Here is a 14240-nt window from a genome sequence, read left to right as displayed (position 1 = left end):
GAATCAGCCCTGATTGAGCAGTTGACGCAAATCGATCACCGCCGCGTTGGCCCGGGAAATATAGTTGGCCATGACCAGCGAGTGGTTGGCCAGCACGCCGAAGCCGCTGCCGTTAAGAATCATAGGACTCCAGACCGGCTCCTGCGAGGCTTCCAGTTCACGGATGATCTGGCGCACGCTGACGGTGGCGTTCTTCTTCGCCAGCACATCGGCGAAATCGACTTCAATGGCGCGCAGCAGGTGCGACAGCGCCCAGGCCTGACCGCGGGCTTCGTAGAACACGTTGTCGATCTGCATCCACGGGGTCTCGACGACTTCTTCGTCAACCTGCGGCACTTCGCCGATCGCCGGCACTTCGGTTTTCAGCGCGGTATTGAGTTTGACTCGGCCTACGCTGGCCGACAGGCGTTGCGACAGCGAACCGAGACGGGTGCCGACATCGCCCAGCCAGTTGTTCAGGTTGTCGGCGCGAGCATAGAACAGCGCGTTTTTCTGGGTTGGATCGGACAGGCGCGCCTGATAACGACTCAGCGAGTTGATGCCCTCCTGATATTCCGACTCACTCGACGGCAGGATCCAGCTTTTGTTGTCGAAGTTGAAACGCGGCTCGGCCTTGGCCAGATCGGCATCCTCCGCCGACTGCGACTGCGAACGGGCAAAGTCTTTACGCAGGGCACGGGTCAGGTCACGCACCTGCACCAGCACGCCGTATTCCCAGCTTGGTGTGTTGTCCATCCACAGGCCCGGCGGGAAGCGGTCGTTGGAAATGTAGCCGCCCGGCTTGTTGAGCAAGGTGCCGGCAACGGTCTTCAGGGTTTCGACGGTGGTGTAGCCGATCACCATCTGCTTGCCTTCTTTCTCGGCCGCCACTTGCGCGTTTTGTGCGACCGGAAACAGCGCCGGCTCCTGGCTCCAGTACCAGCCAAGGCCAATGGTCACCAGCAGGTAGATGCCGATCAGCGTGGCCAATGCACGGCTGAACAGTAATCCGCCAACATAGCTGCGGGTGGCCGACTTGGGTTCGGCGGCACGTTCAGGCGCGCTGCCCGCGCGGTTTTTCCAGTCCAGCATGGCGATATCCTTTCAATCACTTGGGTTCAACGGTTCGACCACAACCATACAACAACGTGCCGGGGCCGGGCACCCGCGCGTAAAGATAAGCCGCAATTCGTATGGGCGAATGACGCTTCGACGATGACTAAGGGAATCCCCGATGCCCATGCTTCAGCCCATCGGATTGAAAACCATCGCAAAGGTCATTCACTGCACGGATAAAAGCACGACTGCGCCGTCATCCTGATCACCCAGCTTAGTCAGTGAGTGCCCGGCCTACGGGGACTTGTCAGACACTCAGGTCAAAAACAAAACCGCCCGGTCAGAAACTGAATGGTGACGCACTGCAGATTATTGACGTACGACACTCGTGTAAGGGAAAAGAGGTGCTAGCATAGAGCCACCAGTCGATCTCAGCATGCAGCCTAACTAGTAGTCAGGATATGACCGAGCCAGAAGACCCCAGCCGTGAGCGTCTCAAGCACCACTTTGCCCAGCGGGTAATTCATCAGGCACGTCAGATTCTTGAGATATGGCAGCGCCTGCAACGCACTGAGTGGTCCAATGTCGATCTCGCCGAACTGAGCGAGGCCAACCTGCGCCTGCTGCGTTTTGCCGAGCGCTTCGAACAGCCCGAACACACGCAGCTTGCGCGCCATATCAGCCAATCGCTGGAAGCGGTGGACGCCAATCGCGGTCGCCTGAGCAGTGGCTTGATCACCGACCTCAATCGCTTGATGCAGCGCTTGTCACGCACCGGCCTGCGCCATGGCGATCAACTCGACCAGACTTTCCTGCCACCGCTGCGCAAACCGATCTATGTGATGCTGCAAGATCACGACCGCGCCGAACGCCTGGCCAAACAACTGGAATTCTTCGGTCTGAGCGCGCAGGCGCTGGACAGTGTGTCGGCGTTTCGCTCCTCGATGGTCGAGCGCCTGCCCGCGGCGATCGTCATGGACGTCGATTTCAGCGGCGCCGGCATCGGCCTGAAACTCGCCGCGGAGGCCCAGGTCGGTTTGGAAGAACCGCTGCCGCTGCTGTTCTTCAGCCTGCACGAAACCGACACGCCAACCCGTCTCGCCGCCGTGCGCGCCGGCGGCCAGGAGTTCCTCACCGGCACCCTCGAAGCGTCGAGCCTGCTGGAAAAGATAGAAGTCCTCACCTGCGTCGCCCAGTACGAACCTTATAAAGTGCTGATCATCGACGACTCGCGTGCACAGGCCTTGCACACCGAGCGCCTGCTCAACAGCGCCGGCATCGTCACGCGGACCTTGATCGAACCGATTCAGGCGATGGCGGAACTGGCCGATTTCCAGCCCGACCTGATCATCCTCGACATGTACATGCCAGCCTGCACTGGCACCGAACTGGCCAAAGTGATTCGCCACAACGATCGCTATGTCAGCGTGCCGATCATTTACCTGTCGGCCGAGGACGATCTGGACAAGCAGCTCGACGCCATGAGCGAGGGCGGCGATGACTTCCTGACCAAACCGATCAAGCCGCGCCACCTGATCACCACCGTGCGCAACCGCGCCGCCCGCGCGCGCAATCTCAAAGCACGGATGGTCCGCGACAGCCTCACCGGTCTGTATAACCACACGCACATTCTGCAATTGCTCGAAGACTGCTCGTTCCGCGCGCGCCGCGAGAACAAGCCATTGAGCTTTGCCATGCTCGACATCGACCATTTCAAACGGGTCAACGACAGCCACGGCCACCCGATGGGCGACCGGGTGATCAAGAGCCTCGCGCTGTTTCTCAAGCAGCGTTTGCGCAAAACCGATTTCATTGGCCGATACGGCGGCGAAGAATTCGCCATCGTCATGCCCGACACCGATATAGAGGCCGCGCACAAAGTGCTCGACGAGATCCGCCAGCGCTTCGCTGAAATCCACTACCCGGCGCAGCCGCAGGATTTGTGGTGCACCTTCAGCGCCGGCGTGGTGGAAATGCACGATGACTGCGACAGCCTGATGATGGCCAGTCAGGCCGATGAGGCGCTGTACCGCGCCAAGGGCGCCGGACGCAATCGCGTGCAGACCGCGCGCGACTCAAAGCAAAGTGCCACTTTTTCATCGGATTCCACTGATTCGGTCATAACCCTGTAACAGAACCGCAATAAATTCAGGCGCTTACCATTTCTGCCGTTGGTAGCCGTCATGCGCCTGAAGTTGCTCACCAATCTCAATACCCTGCTGTTGGTCGCCGTGTGTCTCGCACTCGGCGCGACGCTGTGGTGGTCGCAAAAAGCCCTTGAGCGCCCGTATCTGTTGATGGAGCGTTATCTGGGGCTGTCGCAGCAATTTCAGAACGAGGTGGCACGCAACGTCGAGGATTACCTCGCCAGCGGCGACGCCTTGCGCCTGAGCAGTGCCAGTCAGGCCATCGACAATTTGCAGAAAGAACTCGGCGAATTGCCGCCAGCGCTGGCCGACACCCTGCGCCCGAGCCTGTCGGGCCTTGATGAATTCAGCAAGACCGACCTGCTCGCTGCCGGCAAACTGGCGGGCGACCCGCAGGCCTTGCTGTTGCAGGCAGAGCGCGAACTGAGCGCCAGCTTCGATCAGCTCAGCACTTACGCCAACGGCAATGCGGCTTATCTGACGCCGTTGCTCGTCGCTTCGCAGCACTTGGGCAAGCTGTCACTGGCGCGGGACAAACTGGTCAGCAGCGGGCGCAGTGAACTGGCCGCCGATGTTGAGCGCGAAGTCACCAATATCCGCTCGCAAGCTCAAGTGATTGATGCCCTGCCCTTGCTCGGCGTCGTCGCCAACAATGAATCGGGCAGCGACGATTTCGCCGCGCTGATGGGCATCGAGAGCAGCGAAAAAGCCGTTGCCGAAGACGCCGGTGTCGGGCTCAAACGTGAGCTCAACAGCTTGCTCGGACGCTATCCGGCGGAGCTTGCACGCACACGGGACCAGATCCAGAAACGCACCGACCTCAGCACCGCCACCCACCAGAAAATCGCCGCCGTGCAGCAGGCCATCGCCGGACTTGAGCCGGTCGTGCGCGCGCAGCACGGGCAAATTCAAGGCGAAGTGCGGCTGATGCAAGGCGTGATGATCGGCTTGATTCTGCTGATTGCGTTGCTCATCGACACCTTGCAGCGGCGGCTGGCCCGCACGCTGACCAATCTCGCTCCGGCGCTGTCGAACTGGGCCGAAGGCGATTTCAGCCGCGGCATTCATTTGGGCAAAACCAACCGTGAACTGCACGACATCGAGGCCTCGCTCAATCGCTTGCGTGCCTACCTGGTGGATTTGGTCGGGACAATTCGCGGCAATGCCGAACAAGTCGCAGGCAGCAGTCGCACACTCGCCGAACTAAGCAACGACTTGCACAACGGCGCCGAACATCAGGCCGGTGACACCGCGCTGATCCGCGATTCACTCGGCGAGTTGGAGGCGACGATTCAGCAGGTCGCTGGCGATGCGCAGCAGGCGGCGGATGCCAGCCGTCATGCCGGATTGGCGGTCGAGCATGGCCAGACCGTGATTGGCCAAAGCCTGACCGGCCTGCACGCGCTGGTCGGTGAGGTTCAGGGCAACGCGCAAATGATCGAGCATCTGGCCGAGGAGTCAGCGACCATTGGTGGCGTATTGACGGTGATTCGCTCGATTGCCGATCAAACCAACCTGCTGGCGCTTAACGCGGCGATCGAAGCGGCGCGTGCCGGGGAAATGGGTCGAGGATTTGCCGTGGTGGCTGAAGAAGTGCGCTCGCTGGCACAACGTACAGCCGGCGCAACTGCCGAGATTCAAACCCTGATCGCCGGCCTGCAAACCGCTGCTCGTCAATCGGTCGAAGGCATGCGCACGCAGGTCGAGCACGCCGAAGCCACGGCCAATCAGGCGCAAGCGGCAGATGGCGCGCTGGATAAAATCGTCGGCGCGATCCAAACCATTTCCGACACGGCGATCCGCATTGCCGACGTCACGGCGCAGCAGAGCGGCGCGGTCAGCGAGATTCGCGATCACAGTGAGCGGATTCATCAGTTGGGTGGGGATAATCTGGTGCGTATCGGCCGCGGGCGTGAGCAGGGTGAGAATCTGCTGATATTGGGCGGCCAATTGCACACAGCCGTTCAGGCATTTCGCGTCTGACAAATTGCCTTCGCGAGCAAGCTCACTCCCACATTGGAATGCATACCCTGTGGGAGCGAGCTTGCTCGCGAAGGCGTCAGTCCAGACACCACAAATGACCGGATCAAACCACTTGGTCACATATTTCGCGCAAACATCGGCCATCGTGCTGGCTATTGCATAGAACTGGACAGTCACAAAGTCTTTGCGGCATAGTCGCCGGGTTCTGACGATTGCTCATTCATAACAAGGACTACGCAGATGGCGACCCTCCTGGTGCTGCACGGCCCCAACCTGAACCTGCTCGGCACCCGCGAACCCGGCACTTACGGTTCAACGACCCTGGCGCAGATCAATCAGGATCTGGAGCGCCGCGCCCGTGAAGCCGGCCATCATCTGCTGTATCTGCAAAGCAATGCCGAGTACGAATTGATCGACCGCATCCACGCCGCGCGTGGCGAAGGGGTCGATTTCATTCTGATCAATCCAGCAGCTTTTACGCACACAAGTGTCGCATTACGTGACGCGTTGCTGGGAGTGAGCATCCCATTCATCGAAGTGCATTTGTCCAACGTGCACAAACGCGAACCTTTCCGCCATCACTCTTACTTCTCCGACGTAGCGGTGGGAGTGATCTGCGGCCTTGGCGCCAGCGGTTACCGACTGGCCCTGGAGGCTGCGCTAGAACAGCTTGAAACACAGGCAACGGCTTGAACTACAAGCGTTAAACGCCCCTGACCGACCCTTGGGAGTTGATGATTCATGGATATCCGTAAAGTTAAGAAACTGATCGAATTGCTGGAAGAGTCCGGCATCGACGAGCTCGAGATCAAGGAAGGCGAAGAGTCCGTACGCATCAGCCGTCACAGCAAGACCCCGGCTCAGCAGTACTACGCGCCGGCTCCGATGCACGCTCCGGCTGCCGCACCTGCCGCCGCCGCTGCTCCGGTTGCTGCCGCAGCCCCGGCTGCCGCTGCTGCACCAGCGCTGAACGGCACTGTTGCCCGTTCGCCGATGGTCGGCACCTTCTATCGCAAATCTTCGCCAACCTCGCCGTCCTTCGTTGAAGTCGGCCAGACCGTGAAGAAAGGCGACACTCTGTGCATCGTCGAAGCCATGAAGATGATGAACCACATCGAAGCTGAAACCAGCGGTGTGATCGAGTCCATCCTCGTCGAAGACGGCCAGCCGGTTGAGTACGACCAACCGCTGTTCACCATCGTTTGAACTGCGGAGAGCCTTTGATGACTGCGAAGTTGGAAAAAGTTCTGATCGCTAACCGCGGTGAGATCGCCCTGCGGATTCTGCGTGCCTGCAAAGAGATGGGCATCAAGACCGTCGCCGTTTACTCCAAGGCCGACAAAGAGCTGATGCACCTGGGTCTGGCAGACGAATCCGTCTGCATCGGCCCGGCTTCTGCAGCTCAGTCCTACCTGCACATCCCGGCCATCATCGCTGCCGCTGAAGTGACTGGCGCTACCGCCATTCACCCAGGCTACGGTTTCCTCGCGGAAAACGCCGATTTTGCCGAGCAGGTCGAGAACTCCGGCTTCGCGTTCATCGGCCCGAAAGCCGACACCATTCGCCTGATGGGTGACAAGGTCTCGGCCAAGCACGCGATGATCGAAGCAGGCGTGCCAACCGTTCCAGGTTCCGATGGCCCGCTGCCGGAAGACGAAGAAACGGCATTGCGCATCGGTCGTGAAGTCGGCTACCCGGTGATCATCAAAGCCGCTGGTGGCGGTGGTGGTCGCGGCATGCGCGTGGTGCACAAGGAAGAAGACCTGATCGCCTCGGCGAAACTGACCCGCTCCGAAGCAGGCGCGGCGTTCGGCAACCCGATGGTCTATCTGGAAAAATTCCTGACCAATCCGCGTCACGTCGAAGTGCAGGTCCTGTCCGACGGCCAGGGCCACGCCATCCATCTGGGCGACCGCGATTGCTCGCTGCAACGCCGCCACCAGAAGGTTCTCGAAGAAGCGCCGGCACCGGGCATCGACGAGAAGGCTCGCGAAGAAGTGTTGGCTCGTTGCGTCAAGGCGTGCATCGACATCGGTTACCGTGGCGCCGGCACCTTCGAGTTCCTCTACGAAAACGGTCGCTTCTACTTCATCGAAATGAACACCCGTGTTCAGGTGGAGCACCCGGTTTCGGAAATGGTTACCGGTATCGACATCGTCAAGGAGATGCTCAGCATCGCCGCTGGCAACAAGCTGTCGTTCACTCAGGATGACGTGGTTATTCGTGGCCACTCGCTGGAATGCCGGATCAACGCTGAAGACCCGAAAACCTTCATGCCGAGCCCGGGCACGGTCAAGCATTTCCACGCACCAGGCGGCAACGGCGTTCGCGTCGATTCGCACCTGTACAGCGGTTATGCGGTTCCACCGAACTACGACTCGCTGATCGGCAAGCTGATCACTTACGGCGCGACCCGCGACGAAGCCATGGCCCGCATGCGCAATGCCCTGGACGAAATCGTGGTTGACGGGATCAAGACCAACATCCCGCTGCACCGTGACCTGGTTCGTGACGAAGGCTTCTGCAAAGGTGGCGTGAACATTCACTACCTCGAGCACAAGCTGGCCAAGCAGTCGTAAGACTGACCTGGCGTGGAAAAACCCGATCCCTGTGGATCGGGTTTTTTTATGCCTGCAACCAGCGCATCAGTTCATCGACACCAAGGTAAAAGCTTGCCCCTGAATCATTTCAGGGGTTGCCCGGCGCCCGTTCTGGTCGACTACAGCGCCAGAGGCATCTTGGTGCAATGGCTTTCGACGAAACCGCTCCATGAATACCTGTGCGCGTTTCGACACCGGATCGCTGGCATATCTGGCCCGCTGCAAAACCGGTGAATACAAGCGTTCAAACTGGCTGGCGGAAGTCTTGAACACCGTCGAAACACCGTTGTTCAGATTCAACGAAACAGCATAGGTATTACCCAGACAGGAAGAATACGACCAGTAATCCCATGTCGGCCTCAGCCCCTGTTGACGCAATACACTCCTGACCGGTCCACCGATGTCGGTGCCGGTCAGCCAGTCACCGCCCACCAGCGTGACCCGAACATCTTTGGGCGAGCCTCCCAGACGCGTCATCGCATCCTTGACGGTGTGGTTGATCAGCGAGCGAATGTTGTGATCGAAATGAATGACTGCGCCGACCTTTGTCGCCGGGTTGTACATCGAGGCAATCACGCAGGTCTGCGCATTCAGCGAAAACAGATAATTGTCCATAGACCCGGCGACAAACTTCGCCACCACAGCCTCGCCCTGCAACGCACCACGGTTCAGCACTGGCTCGACCCGGCCGGGAAACGCATTGCGCAGATTGTTCACTCGACCAAGATTACGTACCTGATCATTGCCGCCGCGCAGCCCGACCCGGTCATGCGTCCATTTGCCACTCGCGGTCAGACGTACGGGGCGCTGATAAATGGCTTCGGGGCGCCGGGCATCGATCAGGCTGAGTCCCCCGAAATGCGGGTTTTCCCTGACCTGGAAGTACTTGCCTCTGTTGCGGATGTAATAGGTCGGTTGGGGCTGCGCAGCACTGGGCGGACTGCGCCATGTGCCAAAAAAGACACCTTCTTCAGTGACCTGCTGCAAATTATCCGGCTTGTTGCTGACGGCCTGTCTGGCGTGAAAACGCACCTTGCGAACCGCCGGCAGCGCTTCCTTGCGAATCGGAGCCACCGTGCTCAAGCGTTCGGTGAGCAATGAGACCGGCCGCGTCGTGTGCTTCAGATTTCTGACCGTGCGCCCGAGTAACTTGACCGTACTGCCGGCGCCAACCATGGCAAACAGCGCGCCCCACGACGCCTCAAGCCAATGGCCGAGCGCGCCATCGACATCGCCCTCCAGATGCGCCGCGACGGCATCACCGGCACTGACGGCAATGAACACCACGTCCAGCAGCAAGGCGAAGGGCGGAAACACCATGCAGAACGGCGCGGCGGCGAACATCAGTCCCTTGACCACCTGTCTTTCGATCATTTCCGCGCGGCTGGTCGTGATGTCGTGCACATCCGTAACCGTGCGCTCGATGTAAGCGTTGAACTCAACCCGCGCGTCGCTCACTCGCTGCGCTTCGTACAGCGTATCGACGCGCTGATTTTTTACCGCTATCGCATGCAAGGAGAGCGAAACGGTTTTGCGTGCAGCAACCGCCGTGCGCGCCATCAAGTAGTCATGCAGCTCGCCGGCGATGTCGCCAAACAGTGAATGGTACGGGCGCACCGCAAGGCCGTCAGGAGCATCCGGGGTATACAACCACCAAGACGGCTCGGGATCGAAAGCAGTAAAAACATAAACCCCGAGTACGACATGACCACGCACAGTAAATCTGAATACGCCGTCAGTCGTGACCCTGTTGGCGCCCGGCAAATGGCCCCCTGACGTTGGCAATTGACTCAACAGCGAGACCTGGCGGACGAGCGCTGTATACACCGTGTCGCTTAGCCGTGCCTGACTTCGCGCAACCCGCAAGTCACGATCCATTGTCGACAGCAGCACATTGCGCCAGGCAAACCGGCGCGGCTCGTAGTCCGCATGGCGAGCGTCGAGATATTTGCCTCGGATTTCGCTGGCGTACTTCTCACCCAGCCAGGCCCCGCGCAGATACAACGCCAGATCGGCGCTGCGCACCTCGCTCAGATCCTGGCCAACGGATGAGCGCACGCCCTTTTTCGGATTGTCGATACCAGCGTTGTCGTCATAGCCGTAGATCGCCAGATCGAGCAGGCTGGCTACCGACTGTTTCCTGCGATCGGCGATGCCGGCGTTGTAATCGATCAACACGGTGGCCGGATCAACCGGTTCCAGCACCTGTTTGCTGCGCATATAAGGTGCGATCTCTGCGGCCACCGTGCGTCTGGCAAAATCGACAAAGACTTCGAAACCGCCCAGCAATTCATTGAAGACCTGCTGATGAACAACCAGCTCCTGATTCAGACTACTGAGGCGTCGACGCGCATCCAGGGTCAGCGTTGAGTTCCAGCGCAGTAAGTTGTCCTCTTCGACCTGCTGCAGGTTTTTGGCCAGGCCCATTTTTACAGCCGCTTCGACGCACTGAGCGAACGGCAGGGGCGCACGCCGAATATCACTGCTCATACCCCAACGGCCAGGGTCGGCAGCCACGGCGACAAGATACTCCCGCGCTCGCCGATGGGCAGTGGGAGAAAGCTGCTGCAAAAGATATTCGCGACCGGACTCGCTCTGCGTCCAGCCCCAGACTTCTCCGGTCAATGCCGCCAGCGAAGGCAGGCGCACCCACTCCTGGCCGTCTGGCTTGTTTGGCGCGTACAGCAGCAGATCGCTCACCGCTGGTGCAGGCTCTTGCCGGTAAAACACCAGAAAGTCGGCACACTGCATGCCGTTGGGTAAAGCCAGTGCGGCGACGCGCAAAGATTCGCCCATGGCTTCCCCTGCCCACATCGATTCGAGACGATCATGATCGTCCACCGCCAGATGCCCCGCACAACGCGCAACGAACGCGCTTTGCTTGAGTCGCGCGACAAACCAGTCGATCAAGGCCTTTTGTACGTCCTCGCGCTCATACTGCCCGGCGAGGGCTCGCAGGTACCCGACCGGATAATCCTGGCCGGCCAGCATGTCGGCGATGAATGCCGGCTCCAGCGGCTGATTGCGTCGCGAAGAACCACTGGTGACTTCCAGAACGGCAGCGAAATCCGTACCGATCGGCCCCGCCGCGAGCAACTGGCTCAAACTGCGGTTCTGCGTCGGCTCGCCGACCGCTGAAAGCCACCTCAGGCGGACATCGATCCGGTCCGGTTCCACCTCCATGTCGAGTTTGAGCTGGATATAGTCAATCGCCTGTTGCCGGGCATAGGCGCGCAACGAGCCGTAGCCTTCCAGCAGATCATCGAGCGCTGCCTGGGCCTGCGACGTCTGTTCTTGATAACGGCGCAGCCTGGCACGCTCCGGTTCGTTCAGCACCCGCAGCCAATGCGGCAATTGCGCGTATGACAGCGCTTCGAGCCTCTTCTTTTCCGCACCCGTTGCCAGTGCGGTCAACCGATAGCGGCGAGCGCCTCGCTCCTGAACCTTTTCGATTTGCCTGCGCAATCGATCCGGCGTCAGTCGCACGAGCCGGTCAGTCTGGAACAGCGCGTCGATGTCATCGATATAACGCTGCAATTTGCGCAAAACCAACTGATCGAACGCAGGCTCCTGCCCTTTGGTTTCCCAATGTGTTCGCAGGTAGTTTTTGTATTGATCAAGGAAATGCTCAGAAACGCTCTCCACAGTCTGGATGACCGCTTGACGATGGCCGAGCGGAAATCCCCGGTCAGCAGCACCCGGCCAGCGGTACGGAGCGTCCTGAATCGCCAGGTACATCATCGGCTTGCCGTCGATGATTTTCTGCAGAATCGAATCGAGCAAAGCCAGCACAAAACCCGGATCGATATTGCCGTGCGGGTAATGATTGCGCAGCTCGGTCAACGCGAAAGCTTCCATGGCCTCCAACAAGGTCAGCTGACTGCTCAGGCGCTTGTCGATGAGTACCTGCCAACGCGTGATCCGCAGCAGAATCTCCTGGGCCGTCCCTGTGGGCGCAGCGGCTTCCGGTGGTTTTTCTTCTACAATCCCTTGTTCACTCGCCATATCGTCCAGCCCGCTTGCGTAGAAATGAGCTTTCACTCTATTTGCCGGCAACCGCGCTCCGGGGATACATATGTATATCGCGCCGGCGAATGTGTAACAGCCAAGAGGCGTGTCCACTTTGCCGGCGACCTGGCGTAAACTGCGCGCTTTTGCAGCTTCGGGCTGCCCCACAGATTTTCAAAGGTGCCCGCCATGCCTTGGCTGCAAGTCCGTCTCGCCATCACCCCCGAACAAGCCGAAACCTACGAGGACGCATTCCTCGAAGTCGGCGCCGTGTCGGTGACCTTCATGGACGCCGAAGACCAGCCGATCTTCGAACCGGAACTCAACACCACCCCATTGTGGTCGCACACCCACTTGCTGGCGCTGTTCGAAGGCGGCACCGAACCAGCCCCGGTACTGGCCCATCTGGAACTGCTGACCGGCAGCCCGCTGCCCGAACACCACAGCGAAGTCATCGAAGATCAGGACTGGGAACGCAGCTGGATGGACGGTTTCCAGCCGATGCGTTTCGGCCAGCGCCTGTGGATCGTGCCGAGCTGGCACGCCGCGCCGGAACCTGATGCGGTCAACCTGCTGCTGGATCCGGGCCTGGCGTTCGGCACCGGCACTCACCCGACCACCGCTTTGTGCCTGGAATGGCTCGACGGCCAGGACCTGAAAGACTGCGACGTGCTCGACTTCGGTTGCGGTTCGGGAATTCTGGCGATCGCCGCCCTGTTGCTCGGTGCGAAAGAAGCCGTTGGTACCGACATCGACGTGCAGGCGCTGGAAGCCTCGCGCGACAACGCCGGTCGCAACAATATTGCCGACGAACTGTTCCCGCTGTACCTGCCGCAAGACTTGCCGCAGGTTCAAGCTGACGTGCTGGTTGCCAACATTCTTGCCGGTCCGCTGGTTTCGCTGGCGCCGCAACTGTCTGGCCTGGTCAAATCCGGCGGTCGTCTGGCCCTGTCGGGCATCCTCGCTGAACAAGGTGATGAAGTCGCTGCCGCTTATGCACAGGACTTCGATCTCGACCCGATCGCCAATCGCGATGGCTGGGTGCGCATCACCGGCCGTCGGCGCTAATATGTCCGCCTGCATAATCCGGATCGCCGCATGACTGACAGTTTCGTCACCCAGTGCCCGCATTGCCAAACCAGTTTCCGTGTCAGCCATGCTCAATTGAGCGTGGCCCGCGGGGTGGTTCGCTGCGGCTCCTGCCTGCAAGTGTTCAATGCCGCCAAACAGCTGCTGGAACAACACGCTGGCAAGGACGCGGTGACGCCGCTCGCGCCGTCGCTTGCCGAGCCACTGCCGATTGCGGAGCCACCGCCGATTGTCGAGTCGACGCCAGCCGTCGAACCCGTAGCCATCGTCGAACCCGTAGCCATCGTCGAGCCGCCGGCACCGCGCGCCATCAGCCAAAAGCAGTGGAGCGCCTCGGAGCTGGATCTCGACAGCCTCGATCTGGACCAGGAACTTGCCCGCCTCGAGCAACGGGAAATCCAGCCGACCACCGAATTCGGTCGTCCCCGCGAAGATTCCCTGAGCGCCCGGCGCGACATGCCTGAGCCGGACGAAACCGTCTGGCGCGACAGCCTGTTCAGCGAACATGCCGATGAGCACACGATCGAGCCCGACGACGAGGCGGAAGTCTCGGAGATCGAACCGGCCAAAGCCGCGCGCACCGAGCCTTCGCTGACTTTGGAACCGGTAGATCTCGACGACGAGCCGGCGATCCCGCAACTGCGCCTTCACGACCCGATCGATCCGAATGCCCGTCGTGAACGATTTTCTGCCAGCGACGATATCGATGACGGCGACGAGTTGCCATCGATCGAGCCGCTGCGCAAAAAGCGCGAGCGCGCCGAACCCGGTGTACGTGCTGAAGTTCTGCAAGACCTGACTGACGACCCGCTGCAACTGGACTGGCAGAAACGCCGCTCGCCGTGGGGACGCCGCTTGCTCTGGTTGTTGTTGGTGCTGCTGGCGGCGGGCGGACTTGCTGCCCAATACATCGCCTATCATTTCGACGAACTGGCCCGCCAGGATCAATACCGTCCGTGGTTCCAGCAAATCTGCCCGCAGATCGGCTGCACGGTGCCGTCCAAGGTCGACATCGCCCGGATCAAGAGCAGCAACCTGGTGGTGCGCAGTCATCCAGAGTTCAACGGCGCATTGGTGGTCGACGCGATCATTTATAACCGCGCGACGTTTTCTCAGCCCTTTCCATTACTGGAACTGCGTTTCGCCGACCTCAATGGCCACTTGATCGCCAGTCGTCGCTTCAAACCCGGCGAGTACCTCAGAGGGGACCTCGAAGGTCTGGCGGAAATGCCGCCGCAAACGCCGATCCACATTGCGCTGGATATCCTCGACCCAGGCCCGAAAGCAGTGAATTACAGCCTGAGTTTCCACTCGCCCGAGTGAATCCCTGCGGCGGTTTGCAATTGACGGCGGTTTTCTGACTTTGCCACCCACAACC

Annotated in this window: 9 protein-coding genes; 7 read left to right on the top strand and 2 right to left on the bottom strand. The window is 60.1% G+C overall.

All coding sequences use genetic code 11. The annotated features are described in order from the left end of the window. Positions 1–3: 3 nt before the first annotated feature. Positions 4–1071 carry a DUF2333 family protein gene (locus AB4O11_RS11700; RefSeq protein ID WP_016984927.1) on the bottom strand — a complete coding sequence of 356 codons (1068 nt, stop codon included), beginning with the start codon at positions 1069–1071 and terminating at the stop codon, positions 4–6. A 425-nt stretch (positions 1072–1496) separates the two neighbouring features. Between AB4O11_RS11700 and gcbA the strand changes: the two genes are divergently transcribed. From gcbA to accC, 5 genes are all read left to right on the top strand, one after another. Next, positions 1497–3167: a diguanylate cyclase GcbA gene (gene gcbA, locus AB4O11_RS11695; RefSeq protein WP_093430251.1), complete on the top strand. Its 1671-nt coding sequence runs from the start codon at positions 1497–1499 to the stop codon at positions 3165–3167. Between the two features lie 51 nt (positions 3168–3218). After that, the gene (locus AB4O11_RS11690; RefSeq protein ID WP_460130704.1) at positions 3219–5165 is read left to right on the top strand and encodes a methyl-accepting chemotaxis protein; all 1947 of its coding nucleotides are present in this window, start codon (positions 3219–3221) and stop codon (positions 5163–5165) included. 240 nt (positions 5166–5405) lie between these two features. Then, positions 5406–5858 carry a type II 3-dehydroquinate dehydratase gene (aroQ, locus tag AB4O11_RS11685; protein WP_093430249.1) on the top strand — a complete coding sequence of 151 codons (453 nt, stop codon included), beginning with the start codon at positions 5406–5408 and terminating at the stop codon, positions 5856–5858. Positions 5859–5906: 48 nt separating this feature from the next. Continuing rightward, positions 5907–6371, top strand: coding sequence for an acetyl-CoA carboxylase biotin carboxyl carrier protein (gene accB / locus AB4O11_RS11680; RefSeq protein WP_093430248.1), 465 nt, complete (start codon positions 5907–5909; stop codon positions 6369–6371). 17 nt (positions 6372–6388) lie between these two features. Then, complete coding sequence (gene accC, locus AB4O11_RS11675; RefSeq protein ID WP_093430247.1) at positions 6389–7744, top strand: acetyl-CoA carboxylase biotin carboxylase subunit; 1356 nt, start codon at positions 6389–6391, stop codon at positions 7742–7744. Positions 7745–7810: 66 nt separating this feature from the next. Here the strand turns inward: accC and AB4O11_RS11670 are convergent, their stop codons facing one another. After that, positions 7811–11770: a ferritin family protein gene (locus AB4O11_RS11670; RefSeq protein WP_460130703.1), complete on the bottom strand. Its 3960-nt coding sequence runs from the start codon at positions 11768–11770 to the stop codon at positions 7811–7813. Between the two features lie 192 nt (positions 11771–11962). On the opposite strand from AB4O11_RS11670, the gene prmA reads away from it, so the two are divergent. Together prmA and AB4O11_RS11660 are read left to right on the top strand one after the other, a co-directional pair. Next, a complete protein-coding gene (gene prmA / locus AB4O11_RS11665; RefSeq protein WP_093430245.1) occupies positions 11963–12841 on the top strand; it encodes a 50S ribosomal protein L11 methyltransferase in 879 nt (292 codons plus the stop codon). 30 nt (positions 12842–12871) lie between these two features. Further along, positions 12872–14185, top strand: a complete 1314-nt coding sequence (locus AB4O11_RS11660) for a DUF3426 domain-containing protein (protein WP_460130702.1) — start codon at positions 12872–12874, stop codon at positions 14183–14185. Positions 14186–14240: the final 55 nt, after the last annotated feature.

It is taken from the genome of Pseudomonas sp. H1_D05 (genome assembly GCF_054682705.1).
The sequence above is the reverse complement of the archived record's forward strand: the minus strand, read 5'-3'. Positions and strand labels throughout refer to the sequence as shown.